General features: G+C 35.1%; 23 protein-coding genes. 5 read left to right on the forward strand and 18 right to left on the reverse strand.

What is annotated here, in order from left to right; all coding sequences use genetic code 11:
* Window positions 1–25: 25 nt before the first annotated feature.
* The 3 genes from GQ40_RS11505 to mfd form a co-directional block, all read right to left on the reverse strand.
* Window positions 26–1,336 carry a TlpA family protein disulfide reductase gene (locus GQ40_RS11505; RefSeq protein WP_047548378.1) on the reverse strand — a complete coding sequence of 437 codons (1,311 nt, stop codon included), beginning with the start codon at window positions 1,334–1,336 and terminating at the stop codon, window positions 26–28.
* A gap of 73 nt (window positions 1,337–1,409) precedes the next feature.
* The gene (locus GQ40_RS11510; RefSeq protein ID WP_047548380.1) at window positions 1,410–2,279 is read right to left on the reverse strand and encodes a DMT family transporter; all 870 of its coding nucleotides are present in this window, start codon (window positions 2,277–2,279) and stop codon (window positions 1,410–1,412) included.
* Window positions 2,276–5,560 (reverse strand): transcription-repair coupling factor, encoded by a 3,285-nt coding sequence (gene mfd / locus GQ40_RS11515; RefSeq protein ID WP_410523954.1) that lies wholly within the window; start codon window positions 5,558–5,560, stop codon window positions 2,276–2,278. Before mfd ends, GQ40_RS11510 begins: the two co-directional genes overlap by 4 nt.
* Before the next feature lie 141 nt (window positions 5,561–5,701).
* Here mfd and GQ40_RS11520 point away from each other — a divergent pair, with 141 nt between their 5' ends.
* Window positions 5,702–6,133, forward strand: a complete 432-nt coding sequence (locus GQ40_RS11520; RefSeq protein ID WP_047548386.1) for a fructose 1,6-bisphosphatase — start codon at window positions 5,702–5,704, stop codon at window positions 6,131–6,133.
* 96 nt (window positions 6,134–6,229) lie between these two features.
* Here the strand turns inward: GQ40_RS11520 and GQ40_RS11525 are convergent, their stop codons facing one another.
* Both GQ40_RS11525 and fbp read right to left on the reverse strand, forming a co-directional pair.
* Window positions 6,230–7,294, reverse strand: coding sequence for a T9SS type A sorting domain-containing protein (locus tag GQ40_RS11525; protein WP_047548389.1), 1,065 nt, complete (start codon window positions 7,292–7,294; stop codon window positions 6,230–6,232).
* 87 nt (window positions 7,295–7,381) lie between these two features.
* Window positions 7,382–8,392, reverse strand: a complete 1,011-nt coding sequence (gene fbp, locus GQ40_RS11530) for a class 1 fructose-bisphosphatase (protein ID WP_047548392.1) — start codon at window positions 8,390–8,392, stop codon at window positions 7,382–7,384.
* Between the two features lie 280 nt (window positions 8,393–8,672).
* Between fbp and GQ40_RS11535 the strand changes: the two genes are divergently transcribed.
* Genes GQ40_RS11535 through GQ40_RS11550 form a run of 4 tightly spaced genes read left to right on the forward strand, consistent with a single transcriptional unit; the run spans window position 8,673 to window position 13,399 of the window.
* Window positions 8,673–9,152: a GNAT family N-acetyltransferase gene (locus GQ40_RS11535; protein ID WP_047548395.1), complete on the forward strand. Its 480-nt coding sequence runs from the start codon at window positions 8,673–8,675 to the stop codon at window positions 9,150–9,152.
* A gap of 1 nt (window position 9,153) precedes the next feature.
* Window positions 9,154–10,404, forward strand: a complete 1,251-nt coding sequence (locus GQ40_RS11540; protein ID WP_047548399.1) for an aspartate kinase — start codon at window positions 9,154–9,156, stop codon at window positions 10,402–10,404.
* A 36-nt stretch (window positions 10,405–10,440) separates the two neighbouring features.
* On the forward strand, window positions 10,441–12,276 hold the full coding sequence (locus tag GQ40_RS11545) for a GNAT family N-acyltransferase (RefSeq protein WP_047548402.1): 1,836 nt from the start codon (window positions 10,441–10,443) through the stop codon (window positions 12,274–12,276).
* A complete protein-coding gene (locus tag GQ40_RS11550) occupies window positions 12,257–13,399 on the forward strand; it encodes a carboxypeptidase-like regulatory domain-containing protein (protein WP_047548405.1) in 1,143 nt (380 codons plus the stop codon). Before GQ40_RS11545 ends, GQ40_RS11550 begins: the two co-directional genes overlap by 20 nt.
* Here GQ40_RS11550 and GQ40_RS11555 read toward each other — a convergent pair.
* The 13 genes from GQ40_RS11555 to serS all read right to left on the reverse strand — a co-directional run bounded on the left by GQ40_RS11555 (window position 13,396) and on the right by serS (window position 24,185).
* A complete protein-coding gene (locus GQ40_RS11555; RefSeq protein WP_047548408.1) occupies window positions 13,396–13,812 on the reverse strand; it encodes an arsenate reductase ArsC in 417 nt (138 codons plus the stop codon). The genes GQ40_RS11550 and GQ40_RS11555 overlap by 4 nt on opposite strands.
* Before the next feature lie 9 nt (window positions 13,813–13,821).
* Window positions 13,822–14,331, reverse strand: coding sequence for a DUF6428 family protein (locus GQ40_RS11560; RefSeq protein WP_047551881.1), 510 nt, complete (start codon window positions 14,329–14,331; stop codon window positions 13,822–13,824).
* Window positions 14,332–14,383: 52 nt separating this feature from the next.
* Entirely contained in the window at window positions 14,384–14,707 is a 324-nt protein-coding gene (locus GQ40_RS11565) for an ArsR/SmtB family transcription factor (RefSeq protein ID WP_047551883.1), read from the reverse strand.
* A gap of 101 nt (window positions 14,708–14,808) precedes the next feature.
* Window positions 14,809–15,285 carry a YtxH domain-containing protein gene (locus GQ40_RS11570; RefSeq protein ID WP_047548411.1) on the reverse strand — a complete coding sequence of 159 codons (477 nt, stop codon included), beginning with the start codon at window positions 15,283–15,285 and terminating at the stop codon, window positions 14,809–14,811.
* Window positions 15,286–15,383: 98 nt separating this feature from the next.
* Complete coding sequence (locus tag GQ40_RS11575) at window positions 15,384–15,773, reverse strand: VOC family protein (protein ID WP_047548414.1); 390 nt, start codon at window positions 15,771–15,773, stop codon at window positions 15,384–15,386.
* 51 nt (window positions 15,774–15,824) lie between these two features.
* Window positions 15,825–16,280, reverse strand: a complete 456-nt coding sequence (locus tag GQ40_RS11580; protein WP_047548417.1) for a DUF1801 domain-containing protein — start codon at window positions 16,278–16,280, stop codon at window positions 15,825–15,827.
* 26 nt (window positions 16,281–16,306) lie between these two features.
* Window positions 16,307–17,242, reverse strand: a complete 936-nt coding sequence (locus tag GQ40_RS11585; protein WP_047548420.1) for a 2-hydroxyacid dehydrogenase — start codon at window positions 17,240–17,242, stop codon at window positions 16,307–16,309.
* A gap of 60 nt (window positions 17,243–17,302) precedes the next feature.
* Window positions 17,303–17,668 carry a cupin domain-containing protein gene (locus GQ40_RS11590; RefSeq protein ID WP_047548423.1) on the reverse strand — a complete coding sequence of 122 codons (366 nt, stop codon included), beginning with the start codon at window positions 17,666–17,668 and terminating at the stop codon, window positions 17,303–17,305.
* A 121-nt stretch (window positions 17,669–17,789) separates the two neighbouring features.
* Complete coding sequence (mgtE, locus tag GQ40_RS11595) at window positions 17,790–19,160, reverse strand: magnesium transporter (protein ID WP_047548426.1); 1,371 nt, start codon at window positions 19,158–19,160, stop codon at window positions 17,790–17,792.
* Between the two features lie 39 nt (window positions 19,161–19,199).
* The gene (gene rsmA, locus GQ40_RS11600) at window positions 19,200–19,982 is read right to left on the reverse strand and encodes a 16S rRNA (adenine(1518)-N(6)/adenine(1519)-N(6))-dimethyltransferase RsmA (RefSeq protein WP_047548429.1); all 783 of its coding nucleotides are present in this window, start codon (window positions 19,980–19,982) and stop codon (window positions 19,200–19,202) included.
* 113 nt (window positions 19,983–20,095) lie between these two features.
* Window positions 20,096–20,422 carry a DUF4286 family protein gene (locus GQ40_RS11605; protein WP_047548433.1) on the reverse strand — a complete coding sequence of 109 codons (327 nt, stop codon included), beginning with the start codon at window positions 20,420–20,422 and terminating at the stop codon, window positions 20,096–20,098.
* Window positions 20,423–20,633: 211 nt separating this feature from the next.
* Entirely contained in the window at window positions 20,634–22,409 is a 1,776-nt protein-coding gene (locus GQ40_RS11610; protein ID WP_047548436.1) for a tetratricopeptide repeat protein, read from the reverse strand.
* Window positions 22,410–22,916: 507 nt separating this feature from the next.
* Entirely contained in the window at window positions 22,917–24,185 is a 1,269-nt protein-coding gene (gene serS / locus GQ40_RS11615) for a serine--tRNA ligase (protein WP_047548438.1), read from the reverse strand.
* Window positions 24,186–24,190: the final 5 nt, after the last annotated feature.

Genomic DNA, 24,190 nt, shown 5'->3' on the forward strand with positions numbered 1-24,190 from the left:
ACCGACTCGCTAAAACTTTTTAGCGTTATTTTAAAAACTCCTTTAAATTCTCTACATCATAAGGTTTTGCAATAATCGTTTTGTCTTTGTCCAATAAGAAAAATGATGGTGTTGCTTCTATGGCGTAAGTACTAGCTAATGGATTATCCCATTTTTCTAATCCTAAAACGTGAATAAAATCTGGATACGCTTCAATTGCCTTTTGCCAGTTTTCTGCGTCGTCTTCTAAGCCAATAGCGATAACTGTGAGATCTTTTTTCGCTGCAAGTAATTGCTTTACTTTAGGCAATTCTTCTAAACAGTGTGAGCAGGTGCTGCTCCAAAAAATTACTAAATATTGATTTGTGAGCTCTAAATCATGTAAGGAAGACGCTATTTTGGTTTCGTCTTTTATGTAGGATAGGTCAAAATTTGCAGCTTTGTTACCAATGGCATTATTTCTATAATTCATCAATTGCTTTTGCAACTCATCATTATTGGTAAGCTCGGTAAGTTTTAACAAATAGGTATCTGTGACATAATTCGCTAGTTCTGCATTATCCATACTTTTAAAACGTCTCCAAATCATTTCAAACAATGTGGTTTTAAGTTCTGAATTACCATCACCAATTTTTACCATCAAATCATCAACATCCTTTTTATAGAGATCATTGCTTGTGTTGGCAGTCATTCCGAAGAGATATGCAAGCACACGATCTACCAAAAAGTCTGAGCTTTGCAGCAGCGGATTATTAAAATCTACATGGTCTAAATACGTGCGTTTTAAATTCTTTGAATACTTGGTTAAATTCTCAAAACCTTCAGGGATGTATGGTGTATTTGCTTTTATAAATACTGAAGCCATCATACCTTTTGATGATTCTTCATAGGCTTTTTGAGTATCGCTCAATGTTTTAAATATCTCTTTAAACGCTTTTTTATCGGTACTTTCTTGAGCGTAAAAATTACTAATGGTCCTATTAACCATTTCCATACTTTTAATGTAAGATGCCCAAAGTTTGTTCTCGTTACTGCTCGTAAATTCCAAACCATCGTTCATGCTTAGGGTAAACGCGACAGATTCTTTCCCGTTATAAATAAAATCAAAATTATTTTCCTCTGGCGGAATGGCATACACAATCTTGTAGATTCCAGGTGTTGCTGTTGAGTCTAAGGGCATGCTAAAACTTCCGTCCTCAGCCAATTTTGCATTGTTCAAAAAATTCAAACCTTTAGGTGTAGCGTTGTATAAAAATGCGTATGAGTAATCTTCCGAAGGAGAAAAAACTCCGCTTATACTATGTTGCGCTATCAAAAACGACGGAATTAAAGCAATGAGAAATAGTAATCTTTTCATCAAATTATAGTTTAAATGTCACCAGAGTGATGCATTATTTTAAGTTTCAAATATCAAGCCAAATATCATGATTTTATGCTTTCAATTTACGTTTTGAACGCACACTTTCTATAACGACAGTAGAAATGATCAAGGTACCACCTATAAATGTGTTCCATTCTGGGATTTCGTTCAAGAATAAAAATGCGATAATAATCCCAAATATAGGTTGCGTGCTCCCAATAATACTTGCTGTACTTACCTTAAAGTATTTGAAACTGTTTATAAACATTGTATGGCCAATAGCAGTGGTGAGCAGTGCTAAGATTATAACATACGGAAACTGGGATACGATAGCAGATGTATCCATAAAAAACAATACTGGCGCTAAAACAACAGTAAGTATGGCAACTTGATAAAACATGAGCATGCTCCCATTGTAATTAGCAGATTTTTTTTTGAGCATGAGATTACGGATAGCATATAAAACTGCAGAAAGCACTCCAAAAAGAGCACCTTTTAAATGGTCATTTTCTAGATCAAATTCTGGTGCTAGGAAGTAAATTCCGAAGAGGACTAAAGCTCCTAAAACCAAATGCACAGGATCAAATTTTATTTTAAAAAAGAAAGGTTCTAAAAATGCTGTTATCACCGGAAAGGTAAAAATAGATAGCATACCAATGGCTACATTTGATAATTTGAGAGCGTAAAAATAAGTTATCCAATGCCCACCCATAAATAGGGCAGCTAAAATAAATGTAACTAGATCTTGATTGGATTTTATACGTAATTTAATCTTTTTAAACCTGCAAAATGCGAATAGGCATATTGCAGCCAATGCACATCTCCACCATATAATGACTGGAGTTGGCATTTCTATAAACTTACCTAACGCACCAGAGGTGCTAATAAATATGGTTGCAATTGTTAGCCAAAAAACATGTTTAAAGTGTGCTTCTTTCATATATTTTGAAGCTTACTCAACGCTTGTTTCACAGATTTTATGTTTTCAAAAGTCAATAGCAAACGTAACCCATTTCTTGTTTGTTTTTCTTTCATCTTACATTCGTTAGGATGTGTTTGCACATATTGTAAGACTTTTGTGAAGTTGTTACTTTGATAAAAAGCACTCTTTTGATCGTTAATGAAATAACCAACAAACCGCCCTTTTTTCATGATGATTTTCTCCAAACCTATTTGTGTTGCAATCCATTTTACACGAACACTATTTAACAAATCCACAACCTGCACTGGGAGTTCTCCAAAGCGATCAATAATTTCAGACTCAAATTTTTCTAATTCCTCTTCTGTTTTTAAGGTGTTAAGCTTGGTGTATAAATTGAGACGCTCTGTGATATTATTTACGTAATCATCTGGGAAGAGCAGTTCAAAGTCGGTATCAATGGTGATATCCTTAACGTAGTTCCTTTCTTTTCCGTCGTCTTCATAAAGATCTTTAAACTCATTGTCCTTAAGTTCTTCAATAGCTTCATTGAGAATTTTTTGATAGGTATCAAATCCAATATCATTTATAAATCCGCTTTGTTCACCTCCCAATAAATCTCCAGCGCCACGTATTTCTAAATCTTTCATCGCAATATTAAAACCACTTCCCAACTCAGTAAATTGCTCTAATGCAGTGATTCTTTTACGAGCATCGTTGGTCATTGCAGAATATTCCGGAGTTATAAAATAACAAAATGCTTTTTTATTACTACGACCTACGCGACCACGCATTTGGTGTAAATCACTCAATCCAAAATTATTCGCATTATTTATAAAAATAGTGTTGGCATTCGGGACGTCCAATCCACTTTCTACGATGGTTGTACTTACGAGCACATCAAACTCACCATTCATAAACGCCAGCATAAGGTTTTCCAGTTTTTTTCCATCCAGTTGCCCATGTCCAATCCCTATTTTCGCATCTGGCACTAAACGTTGGATCATACCTGCAACTTCCTTTATATTCTCAATACGATTGTGAATGAAGAATATTTGTCCGCCACGTTCTATCTCATAACTTATGGCATCTCTAATAGATTCCTCATTAAATCGTATCACATGACTCTCAATAGGATAACGGTTGGGAGGTGCAGTTGTAATAACCGATAAATCCCGTGCAGCCATTAAACTAAATTGCAATGTTCTTGGTATTGGAGTTGCAGTTAGCGTGAGCACATCCACATTATCCTTGAGCGTTTTTAGTTTTTCTTTTACAGCAACTCCAAACTTTTGTTCCTCATCAACGATGAGCAAACCAAGATCTTTAAACTTGACGTTTTTATTGACAAGTTGATGGGTTCCAATAATGATATCTACATGACCTTTTTCAAGTTTTTCTAAGGTTTCCCGTTTTTCTTTTGCAGTTCTGAATCTATTGAGATAATCAACAGTTACAGGAAAATCTTTTAATCGCTCTGTAAATGTTTTATGGTGCTGGTACGCTAAAATGGTTGTTGGCACTAAAACCGCAACCTGCTTTCCATTATCGACCGCTTTAAAAGCTGCACGAATTGCCACTTCTGTTTTACCAAAACCAACATCACCACAAACGAGACGATCCATTGGTCGTTCGCTTTCCATATCTGCTTTTATATCTGCAGTTGATGTGATTTGATCTGGTGTATCTTCATAGATAAAAGAGGCTTCCAATTCGTGTTGTAGGTAGCTGTCTGGCTTGTATTGGTAGCCTTTTTCAAGTTTTCGTTTCGCATACACTTTTATTAAATTGAATGCAATTTCCTTAACTCTCGATTTTGTTTTTTGCTTGAGCGTTTTCCAGGCTTTGCTACCCAATTTGTAGACTTTGGGAGGTTTGCCATCCTTACCGTTAAACTTCGTGATCTTATGAAGCGAGTGGATACTCAAATACAGGACATCACGTTCGCCATACACCAATTTAATGGCTTCTTGCTTTTTACCCTCGACATCAATTTTTTGGAGTCCGCCAAATTTTCCTATTCCATGGTCAATATGCGTGACGTAATCGCCAATATCCAAATTGGTTAATTCCTTTAGCGTAATGGCTTGCTTTTTAGCATAACCATTTTTGAGATGGAACTTATGGTAACGCTCAAATATTTGATGGTCTGTATAACAGGTTATTTTTTGATCGTGATCTATAAACCCTTGATATAAAGACAGCACAATAGTTTGATAGTGCACATTCTCATCAACATCGTCAAAAATATCATGAAACCGCTTGGCTTGTTGCTCGCTCACGCAAACAATATAATTCGTGTAGCCTTTATCGTGGTGAAGGTTTAAATCTTCAATTAAAAGATTAAACTGCTTATTGAATGAGGGTTGCGGAGTTGTATTATATTCTATTTTTTCTGCGGAAAAAACGCTGGACGTCCCAAACTCAACCAAACTAAACTCCAGTAAATCTCGTTTTAATGCTTCGGAATTGCAAAACAGTTCCTCTGGTGAGGCATGTTTCATTTCCGAAGAAAGATTTTTAAACGCGTCTTCTGCTTTTCCGAAGAAATCGTCGATTCTAGAAAACAAGAGGTCTGTGTTTTTTGCAAATACCACTGTTTTTTGAGCGATATATTTTAGGAAACTCTGCCTACTTTCTTCTAAAAATTTATTGGCAACATTTGGGATGATGCCTATTTTTTTAATCTGCTCTGTTGAGAGTTGCGTTTCTACATCAAAGGTTCTAATGCTATCCACATCATCACCAAAAAACTCAATACGATAAGGCTCATCGTGAGAAAACGAAAACACATCTACAATACCACCACGTACCGAAAACTCCCCTGGCTCGGTCACAAAATCAACACGTTTAAACTTGTACTCAAAGAGGACTTCGTTCACAAAATCTAGCGACAGCTCATCACCAACCGCGATTTTTAAGGTGTTCTTTTCCAGTTCTCTTCTCGTGACCACTTTTTCAAAAAGCGCATCAGGATAAGTGACAACAACTGCGGGTTTTTTACGTGAATTGATTCGGTTCAAAACCTCTGCCCTTAAAAGCACATTGGCATTATCGGTTTGCTCGATTTGATAGGGACGCCTGTAACTTCCTGGATAGAAGAGCACGTCTTTATCATTGAGCAACACCTCTAAATCGTTGAGATAAAAAGCTGCTTCTTCTTTGTCGTTGAAAATGAGAAGAAAAGGCTTGTCGGCAGTTTTAAATGCTTCACTTACAACGAGAGAAAATGATGACCCGATAAGACCTTTGAGGTGTGTTTTTGTTTCAGTTTTGGCAATAGCAGTTTGCAGATTTTGCATTTGCAAAGTCTGTGCATATGTTTGCGAGAGAATAGATGTACTCAAGGCATTTTATTTTGTGCAAATATAAAATTTTTGTAGCATCTACTGTTGTAATACTCTTTTAATACAACTATCTTTGTCGCTCTAAAAAAAGAATTTATGTCATTTTCAGATTTATTTGATAGCGGATTTAAAAGAAGAAACGAAGATCACTTTGCAGCCATCGTAAGAGTTGCAATGGACGACGGAATTATAACAGAAGAAGAAAAAGCATTTTTAGACCGTTTGGCGAGACGTTTGGATATTGGTGAAAATGATTATGCAAGCATTTTAAAAGATTACAAATCACACCCTATAAACCCTCCTACATCTTACGATAACCGCTTAGAGCGTTTATATGATTTGTCACGTATGGTTTATGTAGATCATATTAAAGGCGATCATGAAGAAATTGTATTGCGTAAAATTGCAATTGGTTTAGGTTTTTCTTCGGAAAACGTAAAATATGTGGTCGATAAGGCGTTGACATTAGTGAGTAATGGTGTAGATCTTGATACATTTATTGAAGAGATTAAGACCATGAATCGATAAGAATCACTTTACATTCTGAACGTTTTCGGAATGATTATAATATAAAAAGAGCCACTTTGATAGTGGCTTTTTTATGTTTTAGGTTTTTGTTAGCTGTTATCTCTTTACAAAATTGAGGGGGAATGAATCCCCTATCCTTATAAAGTACCTTCCAGTAGCCAATGATGAGACATCTATACTGTTGTTAGGCTCAATCTTGCCAAGCATTAATGTCCTACCAATGGCATCGTAGATTGTATAATTTTCTTGTGAGCTAAGGTTTTTAAGGTAAAGGAGATCCTCTGTAGGATTTGGGTACAAAACTATGCGTTCATCTTGTGATACATCAGCAACACTAAGTGTTGATACATCCACTTTTGAGATTATATTGCTGTTGATGCCATTGATCACGTACAGTTCATTACCGTCAAATACCATGTCCCTTGGCTCTAGGGCAACGACAACATCCTCCATTACCAGAGGTAGCTGTGTCACATCTGTCTTGACTATTTTGTCACCAGTGTTCAATGAAATGTACAGCTCGTCACCAAGGAACTCCATGTCATAAGGGGTCTCAAGACCAGACGCCAGTTCTATGGGAGTGGCAGAAGGATCGGTGATGTCGAGTTTATAGAGCTTGCCAGGGTTCTTGTACTCTGCGATGTACATGTCGTTACCGTATAGTGCGATCGCATTGTTGAGGTCTATACCTGAGTAGACCACCTCTGCTGAGGGAGTTGCCTGCGATAGGTCCATTCTAAAAAGGGTGTCAATATTGGGACCTGTATAATAGAGGTCATCTCCCACCAATAGCATGACCCGTACTGCTCCAAGGTACCCATCTTGAAAGGTGACGTTTACGGGTGGGTCATTGGGGTTGGCAAAATCCAGTTTCACTATCCTGTAGTCTGATGGTCCGCCAGCGGAGACATAAAAATCGTTGACATAGAGGACCATATAAAAGGACTGGTTAATACTCGTAGAGAAAATTTCTAAGGTTGGACTCTCCTCTGTTATATCAATCCTCCTAATATCATTAAGTTTACCTATATACAAGATGTCACCATTTAAAAATAGACCTTGTGCGGAAAAACCTACATTAGGCACTACCTCAACTAACTGGGCAGATAACGTGCTAGCGCATAATAAGAATGCTATAATTAATGGGTAAAGCTTTTTCATAGGGCTAAAAGGTTTCGATTTGCTTGTTCTGGATACTAAATTAGGAATTTTTATCCAGACCTTAAACGTTCGGGTTCTATGAAAAAATTAAGAATGAGCATCACGCATAAACTCTTCAGCTTTTTCTACCATGTTTTTGCTTCCGCAGATAAAAGGCACACGTTGGTGGAGTTCGGTTGGTTCAATGTCCATAATTCTTGTAAATCCGTCACTGGCTTTGCCATGAGCCTGCTCTGCCAAAAATGCCATAGGATTGCATTCATATAACAGACGTAGTTTTCCTGCAGAGTCTTGAGAACATTTTGGATATAAATAGATACCTCCTTTGATCATATTTCTATGAAAATCTGATACCAGTGATCCAATATAACGACTTGTATATGGACGATTACCCTCTTCTTGTTGGCAATATTTAATGTAATTTTTTATGCCTTGCGGGAAATGGATGTAGTTACCTTCATTTACCGAGTAAATTTTTCCGTCTTTAGGAAAACGCATATCTGGATGTGACAGATAAAATGTTCCTATTGCTGGGTTCAACGTAAACCCGTTTACGCCATGACCTGTAGTATAGACAAGCATTGTAGATGTACCATAAACAATATAACCAGCAGCAACTTGGTGGTCTCCCTTTTGGAGAAAATCCTCTAGCGTGACCGGAGTCCCAACAGGTGTTACTCTCCTATAAATTGAAAAAATCGTACCTACAGATACATTGACATCTATATTTGACGAACCATCCAAAGGATCTATTAAAACCACATACTTATTTTGGTTGTTCTCATCTTGACTGTTAATGGCAATAAAATCATCTTCCTCTTCACTCGCAATACCGCAAACTATGTTACGCTTGGTCAAGGTTTGTATAAACTTATCGTTGGCATAGACGTCCAATTTTTGTTGATCTTCCCCTTGAATATTTGTGTCACCAGCTGCGCCAATGATATCAACAAGACCTGCTTTGTTAACTTCGTGATTAACAACCTTTGCTGCTAAACGAATGGAATTTATAAGACGGGATAATTCGCCAGATGTGTATTTAAATGAAGATTGATTTTCAATAATAAATTCACCTAGCGTTTGTTTTGTTCTAGACATGTAGTTAGATTGTTTTTACAAATATCTTATTTTTTTGGTCAACTACAACGTTTTCGGGTGAATTATAAAAAACTACAATCGAGTTTTACCATTTCTTTAAAAAAGAACTAAAATCCTTCTTTTAAATTACGTATTACCATAATATGCCTTTAAAAGGTTGGTATTTTAATAAATTTTAAGTCGCTCTAAATATATTGATATTCTGTTTTTCTGAAAAAAGTCGAGTTATCCAAGACTTAAAATTATTTAGTTTAAGTTATATTTGAACTAAAGAAAAACAATGTCATTTCAAATTAGAAAAGCAACCCAAAAAGATATGCCCAGAGTTCTAGAATTAATCAATGAACTCGCTATTTTTGAAAAAGAACCCGATGCTGTAGAAATTACTGTTGATGACCTTATCACAGGTGCTTTTCAAGATCCTAAACAGTTTGATTGTTTTGTTGCAGAGTGTGAATCTAACGTAGAAGGCATAGCCCTAGTTTACCATAGATTTTCAACTTGGAAAGGCAACATACTTCATCTGGAGGATTTAATCGTAAGCCAAAATAAAAGAGGTTCAGGCCTAGGCACAGCACTTTTAGATGCTGTGGTCACTTATGGTGATAGTTTAAAGGTCAAACGTATAAGCTGGGAAGTGATTGACTGGAACGAACCAGCCATTGCATTCTATGAGAAAAAAGGCGCTCATGTAATGAGAGATTGGGACGTTGTACAATTAGATGAAAAAGGAATTAAAAATTATTTAGCAAATATTTAAAATGCGTGTATTTAAATTTGGTGGAGCATCGGTCAAAAATGCTGAAGGCGTTAAAAATCTAGCTTCTGTACTACAGCAAGTAGGTTATGAAAACACTTTGATCGTTGTTTCTGCAATGGGAAAAATGACCAACGCTTTAGAACTGGTCATTAAAAATTATTTCGAAAACAAAGCCGAACTAAATAGCTCTATTCAAGACGTTAAAAAATTTCACAACGAGATTTTACTGGATCTTTTTGAGAACACACAACATCCCATATTTAAAAAAGTATCATCCATTTTTGAAGATTTGGAAGGTTTTTTTCTTCGGAATAAATCACCAGATTACAATTTTGTATACGACCAGGTTATTGGGTATGGTGAATTAACTTCTACAACTATTGTAAGTGCATATCTCAACGAAATTGGCTTAAAAAACAATTGGTTGGATGTACGAGAATTTATAAAAACAGACGATTATTACCGCAGAGCCAACGTAGATTGGGAACAGACCCAAACCAATATCAAATCCAATTTTGATCCTAAAATCTTGAATGTTACCCAAGGTTTTTTAGGAAGTAACGCCAATAACTTCACAACCACCTTGGGAAGAGAAGGAAGTGATTACACTGCTGCCATTTTTGCGTATTGCTTAAATGCGGAAAGCGTTACCATCTGGAAAGATGTGCCAGGTGTTTTAAATGCAGATCCACGGTATTTTGAAAATGCACAATTGCTCAATAATATTTCATACAGAGAAGCGATTGAGTTGGCTTTTTATGGTGCCTCTGTTATTCACCCAAAAACATTGCAACCTTTACAACAAAAGGAAATCCCGTTGTTTGTAAAGTCGTTTTTAAACCCTAACAATCCCGGAACTCGAGTTGGAAAAGGTGTTGGTATTGAGCCAAAAGTACCGTGTTTTATCGTGAAAAAGAATCAGGTATTGATTTCACTCTCATCTTTGGATTTTAGTTATATCGTTGAAGAAAATATTAGTGAGATTTTCAAATTACTTCATTTATACAAAATGAAGGTGGATGTGATTCAGAATTCTGCCATTAGTTTTTCGGTCTGTTTTGAGAACACTTACCATAATTTAGAACGTTTGCTTCAGCATTTAAAAGCAAAATTTAAAGTAACAGTTAATGAAAATGTTAGTCTTTATACAGTAAGACATTATAATGAACAGGCAATTGCTTCCATAGAAAAAGACAAAGAACTGTTATTGAAGCAATTAACTCACGAAACAATTCAAATAGTAACTCAATAAAGAATTTACTATTTTTACCCTTACTACCAATCACATATGACCAAAGAACAAGATACAGGATTAGTTACCGCAAAGGAGGTTGCAAAAGCCATTCATGCAGACAAATATGGGTTTTTGGGCACTTTTTTTGGTTGGGGATTAATGAAACTCTTAAAAATATCTACGCTTAATAAAATTTATAACCGCAACAAACACCTAAGTGATGGTGAGTTTTTGGATGCTATTTTGGACGATTTTCAAATCAAGTTTGAAATTCCTGAAGAAGATCTAAAACGTCTCCCAAAAGATGGTGCTTATATTACTGTTTCCAATCATCCGCTTGGTGGTATTGATGGGATTTTGTTGCTTAAATTGATGCTGGAGCAACGTGACGATTTTAAGATTATCGCCAATTTCCTGCTACATCGTATTGAGCCTATGAAACCTTACATTATGCCAGTAAATCCTTTTGAAGATAGAAAGGATGCAAAATCAAGCATTGCAGGTTTTAAAAATGCGATAATGCACATTCGTAACGGTCACCCACTGGGTATTTTTCCTGCTGGTGAAGTATCTACTTACAGAGATGGAAAATTAGTGGTTGATAGACCGTGGGAAGAGGCTGCAATGAAATTAATACAAAAGGCAGAAGTGCCTGTTGTACCCATCTACTTTCACGCAAAAAACAGTAAGTTGTTCTATAAGCTTTCAAAAATTAGCGATACGTTTAGAACTGCCAAGTTACCTTCGGAATTGCTAACGCAAAAAAACCGGGTCATTAAGGTAAGGATTGGAAGGCCAATTTCGGTAAATGATCAAAAAGAACATGAAAGTCTATCTGATTTTTCAGAATTTATAAGACGTAAGACCTATATATTATCTAATTCTTTTGCAGATAAACCTAAAATTTTAGATAACATCTCCAATACGTTGAAGCCTCCTGCGAAACCACCAAAACGAATCGTAGGTTCTGTTAGTGCTGAAAAAATGGCTGCTGAGGTTGAAGCGCTTAGGGACGGTAATTTTAGATTACTAGAAAGTAAAAACTACGAGGTGTTTTTAACCGAAGCCAAACTCATCCCAAATATTTTGCACGAGATTGGTCGTTTACGTGAAATCACCTTTAGAGAAATTGGCGAAGGTACCAATGAAGCTATAGATTTAGACAGCTTTGACACTTACTACCACCATATGTTTTTATGGGACACAGATACTCAAAAAATTGCTGGTGCTTATAGAATGGGATTGGGTTCTAGAATCTATGCACGTTACGGTATTGATGGTTTTTATCTGCAAGATCTTTTTAGATTTGAACCAGAACTTTATAAAATGATGAGCGAGTCTATAGAAATGGGACGTGCTTTCATCATTAAAGAATATCAACAAAAACCAATGCCTCTTTTTTTACTTTGGAAAGGAATCGTGCACACGACATTACGTTATCCAGAACATAAATTCTTGATTGGTGGTGTGAGTATTAGTGACCAGTTTTCTAATTTCTCAAAATCGTTGATGATTGAGTTTATGAAATCCCACTATTACGATCCTTACGTTGCACAATATGTGCATCCTAAAAAGGAATTTAAGGTAAAATTAAAAGATGCCGATAAAGATTTTGTGTTTGATGAAACCGAAGCAGATTTAAATAAGTTTGATAAGATCATTGATGAGATTGAGCCAGGTGCTTTACGCTTGCCAGTACTTCTTAAAAAATACATCAAACAAAATGCGAGGCTTGTAGCTTTTAATGTAGACCCAATGTTTAATAACTCTGTTGACGGATTGATGTATATCAAAATCGCTGACTTGCCAGAAAGTACTGTAAAACCTGTCATGGAAGAATTTCAAGCAGAGTTGGAACGTAAATTTTCTAATGGAGACTCTGAAGACTAACATATTAAAATTTCTTCTCTTTTTATGTGCTATCAATGTAAATGCACAATCTATCTCTGGAATTGTACTTGATGCCAAAAGTAATGAGCCTATTGAGAGTGCTTCAGTATTTTTTGACAATACAACTATTGGTACTTCGACAGATAATAAAGGTTCTTTTGAAATTTCTGTTGAGCCTGGAATAAACTCTCCCTTAATTATTTCTTTTTTAGGTTATGAAAAAATTGCCATTGACAATTACAGCGCAAATAAATTTTATAAAATATTATTAGTAGAAGAGCAGAATTCTCTAGACGAAGTTTATCTAACTTATTTTGATGGAATGTCAAAAGAAACAAAGATGAACCATTTTCGTGACCATTTTTTAGGGATATCTGCAAACGGTAAATCGTGTACTATTTCAAATGAAAAAGATCTCATATTACGTTTTAATAAAAAAACAAAACAGCTTATTGCGTCTTCAAAACGCCCTGTTCGTATTAAAAACGAAAATTTACAGTATGAAATTGAGTTTGATATTAAGGATTTTATAATTGATTATAGCTATGTAGATTTAGAAAAAGAAACATTTAGAGTTAGGTCTGTAGTTTACACTGGGACATCATTTTTTAAACCCCTTGAGGATAAAAATCATGATGCTGAAAAAAAAAGAGATTCAACTTATAAAGGTTCTATATTACATTTTATGAGAGCTTTATCTAAAGAAAACTTAGAAGCAGAAGGCTATCAAGTTTTTAGCCAAGGTTTTGTTGTTGATCCTACTAAATATATTAACGTAAGAGCGATTAAAACATCAGACTCAGTTAAAGTAAAACTAAGGTTGCCATTAAGTATTTTGTACAATACTGATTATCAATCTACATTGGTATCCCGCTCAGAAAACCAAGCAAAGAAACCTGTCTTGAAAAAAGAGAATTTAAAGCCTAAAATTGGAGATACCATTCATATATCTTCTTTGAATAATTCACCTAAAAAAACTTCGAACTTACCGTATTTTAATACTGAGATTATTATTGATGGTTTTGGTAATTACAGTCCGGTTGGTGCATTTTACTTTATGGGTTTTATGTCTAAACAACGCGTTGGTGATACACTTCCTTTAGATTACAATTTAGAGAATTAAAGCATTTCATCTGCAAAATTCTTAACATACTCTTTAATCTCATTCCTGGCTTTCAAAAAAGCAGCATGCTTTTCTTCCGAAGTACCTAAAACTTTTGAAGGATCAAAAAAGTTGTGGTGCAATCTAACCGCATTCTTACTTGGAATGAACGGACAATTCTCTTTTGCATGATCGCAAACGGTTATGATAAAATTAAAATCTATTTGGGCATATTCATCAATGTGATTAGAAGTATGACCAGAAATATCAATGCCATCTTCTTTCATAATTGAAACTGCACCAGGATTTAAACCATGGGTCTCAATGCCTGCGCTGTAAATTTGAGCTTTTCTTTCTAAAAACTTCTCAAGATAACCATGAGCCATTTGACTTCTACAGGAGTTTCCCGTACACAAAACAAGTATATTTTTCATATTGAAAATTTAAAAACAACCACTATTTGGGGTGCAACATGATTCTACACTTTCCTCAGCTTTTTCAAATGTTCCCACCACAGGTTCTGGAACTCCGCAAAGTTCTTTGGCTTTACAATCTGTTTTTTTAACTCCCAAACTGAAAATGAGTTTTTGGTTTTCGATTTGATAATCGTTTACAAACAATTGAGCAGTATGGAATGAGTTGTTGCTGTATTCAAATTTAACTTCCGATTCTAAATCATAAGACCTCATCTTGCCAACCTTTTTAAGAATTCCCAAAGCTTTTAAAACGGACATGTAATCTGTTTTGTTTTCCTCTAACGGACTTTCCCATAGTTGAATAATTGTTTCACTCCAAGAGTCCTTTTGAGCGCCACAATCTACAGATTCTACCTTAATGTGCTTGACTTCGGTGATGTGGTAATTTGCACTTACAAATTTGTTCGCTTCATATTCAAAATGTAGTGCTTTCTCACTGTACTGTTCTAATATTGAAAATAATTCTTGTGTTTTCATAGCTTCTGTTTTTTTTAATCTCATGAGTGAATAATTGAAATTGGATTACGAACTAACAACAACTTTTTTTAGTGGTTGTAAAAAAAGAGTTGAGCAAAAGTTGAAATTCTTCAAAACGCTCAACATTGAGACAATAACATTTTTTCTTACCTTCAAACCTGCCTTTTAATAAACCAGCATCTGCAATAACGCTTAAATGTTGGGATATTGTTGCTTGTGACAAACCAATTTCATCAACCAAATCATTATTGATACATCCTTCTTGTTCACTAATAAATTTTAGAATAGCAACACGAGCAGGATGGGCAAACACCTTTGCAATGTTTGCAATATCATTGATACCATCTGTATACATAAAACGTTTTGTAACTCCCATAACAACTAATTGTTTGTAAATGTAATCTTTATTATCGTAATATTGCAATATTACGATAATAAATTCCTATAAAAAGCCAGAATATGAATCTGGCTTTTTAACTATATCCCTTTAAACCACTCTTGAAATTGTTTTCCTAATAGAAACGAAGGTGCCATTTTACCACCAAGTGCACTCACCAAACTCATAACCCAAGCTACTAAAAGTACAATGGCTACGAGAAGACCTACAAAAGGAATAACACAAAGTAAACTCAATAGCATAAAACCGAGATATTGTCTAATGTAAAATGAACCAAACTCCGTTTTGTTGCTACTGTTCATTACAAGCGCAATGATCCATCCAATAAGCGTAAAATGTGCAATGATCGCTACATTTTTTCCATCACTAAATACTTTTTTGGCATCTTCAGAAAATTCATTTGCTCTTTCTTTCGCATCGCGACCAAACTCTTTGGCATCTTCGCTAAATTCTTTTGCTGAGCTACTAATCTTATCTCCTGCTCTCCTTGCGCCTTCTTTAGCATCTCCTATCATATCATCTAGGTCATCGCTCAAATTTTTATTATCGTCAGACATATCTTTTAATTTAATTGGTTAGACTATAAATTTAATAAAATTACCCTAATAGAATACTTTTATTTATTGGTAGTTTATTTTCTTATTTTGTTACAATTTTATTTAAAGGCTTGATCTACAGGTTCCCAAAGTTCAATTTTATTGCCTTCATTATCAAGGATCCAACCAAATTTTCCGTAGTCATACTCTTGCATCTCACCAACAATCGTTACACCTTCTTCTTTTAACGTTGCCAATAACTCTTTAAGATTTTCAACACGGTAATTAAACATGAACTCTTTTTTTGAAGGCTCAAAATAACTGGTTTTTTTCTCAAAGGGACTCCATTGTGTTGAGCAATCGTTACCTTTTTTATCTTTCCACCAAAAGGTACAGCCATAATCGTCGGTATTAAAACCTAAATGTTTTCTATACCAATCTTTTGATGCTTTTGGGTCTTCAGATTTAAAAAACAATCCGCCAATTCCTGTTACGCGTTTCTTCGCCATTCTATTTATATTTTTTTCTTGGGAAATGTAAACATCCCAAAACTTGTTAATTTATCTCTTAATCGCAGTTTCATAAATGGCAATCCACTCTTCTACTGTCATTTTACTTAAAAGTTGCTCAATTAAATCATAAGGAATATCCTCCATCTTTTTAAACCGAACACAACTTTTGCCCATATCTAGTTTGTATTTACAATGCTTCGGGTACTCTGCTACAAACCAATCATATAGCTCCTTTTTAGCATACATGCCAGAGTGGTACAACGCAATGAAATTTTTTTGGGAAGCCAAATTTATAAACGGTAATGGCGGAAACGGTTTGCAATGATATCCATCTGGATATATTGATTTTGGTACATAATAGGCCAACATCCCGTAACCCATACCAGACTCTAAGCCTTTTGGCATATGTTCTTTAATGAGCTGATGTAGTTTGGTAATTGGTTCTTTTCTATCTTCGGGTAACTGTTTGATGTACTCCTCTGGAGTAGTTGCGGTAGATTGCATAATAATTTAAATTAGATGCATTAAAATTAACAAAATTCTGCTTTAATTTTATCAACTATAGTTTGCGCTAGTTTTTCTTTACTCTCAATGGTCCAACCAGCAACATGCGGACTTAAAATCACATTTTCTGCGGAAATGAGATATTCAAAAGCTTTGGGCATATCTGAAGTAAACAAGTTTTCAAATGACGCTTTTTCATATTCTAAAACATCTAAACCTGCACCCAAAATCTTCCCAGATTGCAATGCAGCAACCAAATCTTTCGTCACCACACTTTTGCCACGAGCAGTATTGACCAACCAAAACGATTTTTTAAATTTCTTGATAAAACCCTCGTCTACCATATTTATCGTTTGTGGTGTTTCTGGAGTATGCAAACTCAACACATCTGCTTTTTCCTGTAATTCTATGAGCGATACTTGAGTTGCATTCTCGTCTCCAACATTCTCTTTAAGATCGCAACACAACACCTCAACATCAAAACCTCTAAGTTTTTTTGCAAAAGCTTTTCCCATATTGCCATAACCAATGAGACCAACGGTCTTTCCATCGAGTTCTAGTCCGCGATTTTCTTCACGAAGCCATTTGCCTTCCCTAACTTCTCGATCTGCTTTATTCAATTTATTGAACAGAGACAATAGCATCGCCAAGCTATGCTCGCCAACTGCATTGCGGTTACCTTCTGGAGCTGCAATTAATTTAATTCCCTTCTGTTTAGCATATTCACAATCTATATTTTCTAATCCTGCTCCAACGCGACCAATAAATTTTAGATTTTCTGCGGAATCCAAAAAAGACGCATCAATACTAAAACGACTGCGAATAATAATACCATCGTAAGTAGAGATTTTTGCTTTTATTTCAGATTTTGAAGACGTATAATCTTCATGATTTGTATAGCCTAAATCATTGAGTTGGTTTATGAGTAATTCGTGGTTGCTGTCTAGGTGTAGTATTTTCATGTTTACAAATTTAATAATGGGATGCTGAAACGAGTTGAACTTGACGTGTATTGTAAATTTTTAAATCTCAGGATATTCTGTTTGTGTCATGTCGTCTTTTACATTACCTGTGTGCGCTGTGCTTAATTTTTCAAACAACAATACATGTACTTCTTCATCGTTTTTTGTACAGGGATTATGCTCTACCCCTTTTGGTACGACAATGAGTTCTCCTTGTTTTACAACCTCTGTTCGGTCTCTAAATTGCATGTAGAGAGTGCCTTTTATGACTTGAAATAATTCGTCTTCGTTTTCGTGACTGTGCCAAACAAATTCGCCCTTTAGTTTTGCAAGTAAGACCTGCATGTTGTCTACCGTCGCAATACGGTGTGGATGCCATTGTTTAGAAAACAGTTTGTGTTTATTTTTAATGTGGATTGGTTTCATATTAAATCACTTTATGCAGTTAAAGTTACGGATTTCGCGTTAGTGATGGAGCAATTGTTGGAGCTCGTCGAAGAGAGCGACTTGCGAGAGCACGACCTGAAAGGTAACGCCCAAAATACATTTAGAAACCTATAATTAATCCTGAAAGCATAAAAAACAGGTAAATCCCCAAAATATCATTGCTGGTTGTAATAAAGGGACCTGTTGCGATTGCTGGATCAATACCTCGTTTATCTAGAATGATTGGTACAAAGGTGCCAACAAGTGCTGCAACCACAATAACAGACATCATTGATATGGCTATAGCAAAACTTTCGGTAGTATTTTGACCTATTATAAAACCAAAGAGTACTACTAATAATGCGAGTGCAAAACCGTTGATTAAACTAAGACCGATTTCTTTTAGCAATCTGCTGCCAATACTTCCTCTCACATTATCGTTTGCAATACCTTGTACGATAATTGCGCTGGATTGTACACCAACGTTCCCAGCCATTGCAGCTATTAATGGTGTATAGAAAAATAGGGATGGTACGGTTTCCATCACATCCTCAAAACCTTTCATGATAAATACACTTCCCAATCCTCCAAAAAGCCCTAAAACGAGCCATGGCAATCGTGCTTTTGTAAGTTCTAAAATACTATCATCTGCCTCAACATCTCCAGTAATACCTGCTGCCATTTGGTAATCTTTTTCGGCTTCTTCCTTTAACACATCAACGATATCATCAATGGTAATTCGACCTAATAATGTATAATTATCGTCAACAACTGGTATGGCTTCCAAATCATATTTTGACATCACTCTTGCTACATCTTCTACATCATCGTCAACGTGTACAGCATCTACAGTTTCTTTTAGGATGTCTGAAATTTTCTGTTCACTTTTCGCAACGATTAAATCTTTAAGTGATAGCCTGCCAATAAGTTTTTCTTCTTTATTAACAACGTAGATGGAGTGAACTCTTGTGACGTCTTTGGCTTGCCCTCTTATACGACGCAAACATCCTGCAACCGTCCAGGTTTCATAAACTTTTACAAGCTCTTTTGCCATAAGACTTCCTGCTGTATCTTCGTCGTAAGTAAGAAGTTCGGTAATTTCGTCTCTATGCTCTTGATCTTCAATTTGAGAGATGACTTCTGCTTGACGTTCTTGTGGCAGTTCAGCAATCATATCTGCTGCATCATCTGTATCCAGTTCCTCGATTTCTTCTGCAATTTCTTTGGCAGAGAGATTTTTAAGTATCTTTTCCCGATTATCCTCATCAAGTTCCATGAGGATGTCTGAGGTGGTTTCAGAATCTAGCAATTTTATGACATAGACAGAATCATCAAGATCCAGTTCGTCCAAAATTTCAGCGACATCAGCAAAATGGAATTCATTGAGCAAGCGCTTAAGTTCTTTATCATTGTTTTGGGCAACGCAAAGCTCTACTTGCTCGATGAGCTCACTCGTGAGTTCAAACTGACTATTTTCTCTTTCTTCTACCATGATAAATCGCTGTTTTTCTCTTCGGAAAATAACAAATTCTTAATCTTGATTCTCGTCGTTCTCAATGAGTTTCGTAAGTTCTAAAAAAGATTCTACGCTAAGCTGTTCTGGACGTTTGCCAAATATAACATTTGCTTTTAAATTATCTGATAGATTGAAGCTTTTTAAACTGTTTCGCAATGTTTTTCTGCGTTGTTGAAATGCAGTTTTTACAACTCTAAAAAACAACTTTTCATCTACCTGCAAAGTGAAGTTTTCTTTTCGCTTTAATCGTAGAACTCCTGAATCTACTTTTGGTGGCGGATTAAAAACCGATGGTGGCACAGTAAATAAATATTCTGCATCGTAGAAAGCTTGGGTGAGCACAGATAAAATTCCGTAGACTTTTGAGCCTTCTTTTGAGCAAATGCGTGCTGCAACTTCTTTTTGGAACATACCGGAAAATTCCGGGATTTGCTCACGCATTTCTAAAGTCTTAAAAACAATTTGTGTAGAAATATTATATGGAAAGTTTCCTATAATAGCGAACGGTTCTTCACCAAATATTTCAGTTATATCATATTTGAGAAAATCCTTCTCATGAACGCGATCTGCCAAATTGAGATAATTGGCTTTGAGATATTCTACCGATTCTGGGTCGATTTCAATAACATGCGTTTTAACCTTTTTTTTAAGCAAGTATTTTGTTAAGACACCCATTCCTGGGCCAATCTCCAAAACGTGGCGGTATCCCTCTAACGATAGCGTATCTGCGATGTCTTGAGCAATCGACTCATCATTTAAAAAGTGTTGCCCTAAGTATTTTTTTGCTTTTACTGACATGTTTTTCTTTTTCTTGTTTTCCCGCAATCCCAAAAGCTTTCGGGTGTAGAAGCTAAAATTAAAGGTGTATTATCACTTTTATTCTTGCTGTTACATACAAATATGTAAGTCTTTTAAGTAAATTTTACGTTGTACTCATCAACGATTTGCAGTTCTGTTCTAAAAGCTAACATTTTATCTGCAAATTTCTTTAGTCCCTCTTGACGAAGTCGGTCTGCATCTTCTCTATAATATGTGTCTAATGCTTCTCTTGAGTACGAACGATATTGTATTGAATAAGTTTTGCCTCCCAATTCTTCTTCTACCAAAACTTGTGATAGTGTTGCTTTTTCAAATTTCCCAGTGCCTAATACCTGCGGAATATGTTCTGTCTTAATCCACTCTAACCACTGCTCATGGACAGAATCTTCTATATTTACTGTGACGTTGTATATGATCATTTTTTTTGTATTGTATATTCCGCATTAAGAACGAAATGTCTGCTTTTATAAATCTTTTGCAAATAACAGAAGTTCTTCGTCGTCTTCAAAGGGTTTTACTGTTTTTTGGTAAGATAAGCCTAATTTTTACCAAAGGTAATAAAGGTGAATTTCAAAAAGAAATGAGTAATTAATAAGTTCAAATTTTATTGTAGGTTTTGAACATTAAAAATTAATTTATAGCATCACCACGTAACATCCTAAAACGCTTTCTGGCTTCAATGAAGTAAATGCTATCTTCGTGATTAAAGATGATTTTCTCGTAGAGTTCTTTGGCTTTTTCTGGTTGTTCCAGTTGATTTTGATAAAGTTCTGCCAAATAAAAATGTGCATCGTCTGCTAAAATTTCGTCCCTATAATTATCAATGATATATTGGTAATTAGCGACAGCTTTATCAATTTGCTTTGTTTTTTCATACAATTTAGCTTGCATATATAAGGCCTGGTCCTCAATGGTTTCTCCTTTGTGCTCATTCAAAATTTTATCTATGAGCGTTATGGCCTCTTTGTTTTTATTCTGAAAAGACATCAAGTCGGCTTTTGAATATAATTTTAAAGCAGTTTGAAGTGAATCTTCATCCTTATTATCGCTAATGAGTAATTTCAACTCCAAAGCATCATTAGCAATTAATTGAGATGTTGACGATTTTAAGATTTTTAACTGTGATTCTGCCCATGCAAAATCACCTTTATAATAGCTCGTCTTTGCTACTTTAAATCTTGCCTCTTGTGAAATTGTGCTATTTTTTAAATTGGCTTGGATTTGTGTGTAATAAATCAATGCTTCATTAAACCGCTCTTGAAAAACCAAAATATCTCCTAATTTTAGTTTTACAGTTGCTTCCTGAAATGTTGATAATTGTAAATCCAGACTTTTTTTCAAGAAATCACTTGCTTGTTTTGGCTCTTGTTTATTGAAGGCTAGAAAATTTCCGTAGGCAATCTGAAGCGCAATTGTTTGCTCATATTTTCCATATTGATCAAATAAATCATTAAATTTTTTATCTATCTCTTCAAGTTGTTTCCCATCTGCATTTTCAATATCCATTTCCAACATGTATTGGTTTGCAGTTAATCTGGTATCTATATCTTGGGAATTCTCCAAAACAAATTCAAATATTTCATTGGCAACCTTATACTCTTTTTGCTTTACGGTTGTAAGCGCAAGGTCTAAAATCCTGCTCAAGCTTTCTTGATTTCTTCGGTAAATTGCTTTTTCTTGAATAAATGCTTTGTTGTATTCTTTCTGCTGAATGTATAACCAGCTCAACATATCATTCCAATGTGGCTCTGGGTTAGACTGTGACTTTTTAAGAAGCAAAGTTCTTAAGATCATATTGTTTTCGTTGTCTTTATTTTCTGAAACGAAATCACTAAAAGCTCTTTTGGCTGTATTGAGAAAGCTTGGTTTGGACTCGACGTAATCAATATAATTAGAAAACAACAGTTCAATATTGCCTTGCTCACCATAAATTCGAGCCATTTGCATGTTGAAATTTAGGTCTGGGTTTAGTTCCATTCCTTTTTTATAGGTTGTCAAAGCTTGTTCTAAAAGGGAGTAATCTTCGAATTTTTTTGCAATTCCGTAGGTATAAGCAGGTTTTTCTATGACTTTTTGGATTGCTTCATCATAGTATTTATTTGCTAAGCCCAAACTATCCTTTAACTGATAGTTATATCCCAAATCTACAAGTAAAGGCGGATAATTAATCTCTCCCATACGTTGCATAATCTGCTGTTGAGACTCTTCGTAACGCTCTAATTGCTGGAGCGTCTCAATGATTCTATAGATGTATTTTGAATTTTTTTTATTTTCGTTTAACTTTTGATAAGATAGTAGTGCTTTGTCAAATTCGCCACGCTTAAAATAGTCGTCTGCCAGTTGTTCGCTTTGCGAAAACATAAGACCACAGTACAAAAGGGTTAAACTGATAATTATTTGGCGCATTTCATTTTTATTTATGTAAATATAACAAATGTAATATCGAGATATTGTGAATGTTTTTATAATTAATTCGGTAGACACCGTTTTATCTACGTTGTCTCGTAATTTTCACAACCGTATATCAAAAAAAATGCCTAAACTCACGTTTAGGCATTACCGACAAAATAAATGTGCTATTAATCTATTTTTTACAAAATGATTCAGTTATTCTGTTTGGCTTTTTTTTAAAAATTTACTTTTAATTACTTTAAACTTAAATCTTATAAAAAGACTTTACTTGCCAAAGCTACTAGTGCAACTAGCAGTACAATTCTCTTGATGTTTTTCATAATTAAGCAGGTTGGTTACTATTTGGTGGTACTAACTTCTGTAATTAATATGTAAACACAAAGAAAAATGCTAAAAAATCGTTAAACAACGTTATTTTTTAGCATTTAAGCGGTAATTTGTTTTATTTTCTTACAATGAATAAGAGTTTTCCTATGTTTTAGTCAAGATATTAGTATCGTACTAAATTTTGGAAAATCCTGTGTAAGGAATCAATACTTCTGGAATATGAATACCATCTTCTGCCTGATAATTTTCTAAAATACCAGCCAGTACTCTAGGCAATGCGAGTGAGCTACCATTAAGCGTATGGCATAACTCTATTTTACCTTCTTTATTTTTAAAACGTAGTTTCAATCTATTTGCCTGAAAAGTTTCAAAATTAGACACACTTGAAATTTCTAACCAACGGTCTTGCGCTGTAGAAAACACTTCAAAATCATAGGTTAAAACTGATGTGAATCCTAAATCTCCACCACAAAGACGTAAAATTCTATATGGCAATTTTAGTTCCTGTAAAATTTCTTTAACGTGATTGACCATTTCATCTAAAGCTTGATATGAACGATCTGGATGTTCAACCCTTAGAATTTCGACTTTATCAAATTGATGTAGACGGTTTAAACCTCTCACATGTGCGCCATAACTACCAGCTTCTCTTCTAAAGCAAGGTGTGTAACCGGTAATTGCTTTAGGTAAATCGCTCTCAATCAATAAATCGTCACGAAATAAGTTTGTTGCAGGAACTTCGGCAGTTGGAATTAAATATAAATTATCTTCAGTAACGTGATACATTTGACCTTCTTTGTCTGGCAATTGTCCTGTCCCAAATCCAGAAGCTTCATTGACTAAATGAGGTAGTTGGTATTCGGTATAACCAGCAGCTGTGTTTTTATCTAAAAAATAAGCAATTAATGCACGTTGTAACCTAGCGCCTTTTCCTTTATAAACTGGAAAACCAGCTCCGGTGATTTTGTTGCCAAGTTCAAAATCAATAATGTCGTATTTTTTTGCCAATTCCCAATGTGGCATTGCACCGTCATATAATTTTGGGATTTCGCCTTCTCTAAATACTTCTTCGTTATCCTCATCTGTATTTCCTTTAGGCACACTTTTATGTGGCACATTAGGAATTTTATATAACAAATCGTTTAAAGCATTAGAAGTGGTGTTTAATTGGTCGCCTAATGTTTTTGAATCTTCTTTGAGCTGTGTTGTTTTTTCCTTTAATGTGTTTGCTTCAGCAGCTTTACCTGTTTTATAAAGTTGTCCAATTTCCTTAGAAATACTATTAGATTCCGCAAGAGTATTGTCAAGTTTTGTTTGCAATTTTCTACGTTCTTCATCAAGGGTGATGACCTCTTCTATCATTTTTGAAGCATCCAAATTACGTTTTGCTAAACGTTTGATGACCTCTTCCTTGTGTTCTCTAATATAGGCAACTTGTAGCATGGTTG

Source organism: Psychroserpens sp. Hel_I_66, assembly GCF_000799465.1.
GTDB lineage: Bacteria > Bacteroidota > Bacteroidia > Flavobacteriales > Flavobacteriaceae > Psychroserpens.

What these genes read in the sequence shown, in the direction of transcription:
- GQ40_RS11505 (WP_047548378.1), bottom strand. Translation starts at nt 1,336, where the DNA reads ATGAAAAGATTACTATTTCTCATTGCTTTAATTCCGTCGTTTTTGATA.
- GQ40_RS11510 (WP_047548380.1), bottom strand. Translation starts at nt 2,279, where the DNA reads ATGAAAGAAGCACACTTTAAACATGTTTTTTGGCTAACAATTGCAACC.
- mfd (WP_410523954.1), bottom strand. Translation starts at nt 5,560, where the DNA reads ATGCAAAATCTGCAAACTGCTATTGCCAAAACTGAAACAAAAACACAC.
- GQ40_RS11520 (WP_047548386.1), top strand. Translation starts at nt 5,702, where the DNA reads ATGTCATTTTCAGATTTATTTGATAGCGGATTTAAAAGAAGAAACGAA.
- GQ40_RS11525 (WP_047548389.1), bottom strand. Translation starts at nt 7,294, where the DNA reads ATGAAAAAGCTTTACCCATTAATTATAGCATTCTTATTATGCGCTAGC.
- fbp (WP_047548392.1), bottom strand. Translation starts at nt 8,392, where the DNA reads ATGTCTAGAACAAAACAAACGCTAGGTGAATTTATTATTGAAAATCAA.
- GQ40_RS11535 (WP_047548395.1), top strand. Translation starts at nt 8,673, where the DNA reads ATGTCATTTCAAATTAGAAAAGCAACCCAAAAAGATATGCCCAGAGTT.
- GQ40_RS11540 (WP_047548399.1), top strand. Translation starts at nt 9,154, where the DNA reads ATGCGTGTATTTAAATTTGGTGGAGCATCGGTCAAAAATGCTGAAGGC.
- GQ40_RS11545 (WP_047548402.1), top strand. Translation starts at nt 10,441, where the DNA reads ATGACCAAAGAACAAGATACAGGATTAGTTACCGCAAAGGAGGTTGCA.
- GQ40_RS11550 (WP_047548405.1), top strand. Translation starts at nt 12,257, where the DNA reads ATGGAGACTCTGAAGACTAACATATTAAAATTTCTTCTCTTTTTATGT.
- GQ40_RS11555 (WP_047548408.1), bottom strand. Translation starts at nt 13,812, where the DNA reads ATGAAAAATATACTTGTTTTGTGTACGGGAAACTCCTGTAGAAGTCAA.
- GQ40_RS11560 (WP_047551881.1), bottom strand. Translation starts at nt 14,331, where the DNA reads ATGAAAACACAAGAATTATTTTCAATATTAGAACAGTACAGTGAGAAA.
- GQ40_RS11565 (WP_047551883.1), bottom strand. Translation starts at nt 14,707, where the DNA reads ATGGGAGTTACAAAACGTTTTATGTATACAGATGGTATCAATGATATT.
- GQ40_RS11570 (WP_047548411.1), bottom strand. Translation starts at nt 15,285, where the DNA reads ATGTCTGACGATAATAAAAATTTGAGCGATGACCTAGATGATATGATA.
- GQ40_RS11575 (WP_047548414.1), bottom strand. Translation starts at nt 15,773, where the DNA reads ATGGCGAAGAAACGCGTAACAGGAATTGGCGGATTGTTTTTTAAATCT.
- GQ40_RS11580 (WP_047548417.1), bottom strand. Translation starts at nt 16,280, where the DNA reads ATGCAATCTACCGCAACTACTCCAGAGGAGTACATCAAACAGTTACCC.
- GQ40_RS11585 (WP_047548420.1), bottom strand. Translation starts at nt 17,242, where the DNA reads ATGAAAATACTACACCTAGACAGCAACCACGAATTACTCATAAACCAA.
- GQ40_RS11590 (WP_047548423.1), bottom strand. Translation starts at nt 17,668, where the DNA reads ATGAAACCAATCCACATTAAAAATAAACACAAACTGTTTTCTAAACAA.
- mgtE (WP_047548426.1), bottom strand. Translation starts at nt 19,160, where the DNA reads ATGGTAGAAGAAAGAGAAAATAGTCAGTTTGAACTCACGAGTGAGCTC.
- rsmA (WP_047548429.1), bottom strand. Translation starts at nt 19,982, where the DNA reads ATGTCAGTAAAAGCAAAAAAATACTTAGGGCAACACTTTTTAAATGAT.
- GQ40_RS11605 (WP_047548433.1), bottom strand. Translation starts at nt 20,422, where the DNA reads ATGATCATATACAACGTCACAGTAAATATAGAAGATTCTGTCCATGAG.
- GQ40_RS11610 (WP_047548436.1), bottom strand. Translation starts at nt 22,409, where the DNA reads ATGCGCCAAATAATTATCAGTTTAACCCTTTTGTACTGTGGTCTTATG.
- serS (WP_047548438.1), bottom strand. Translation starts at nt 24,185, where the DNA reads ATGCTACAAGTTGCCTATATTAGAGAACACAAGGAAGAGGTCATCAAA.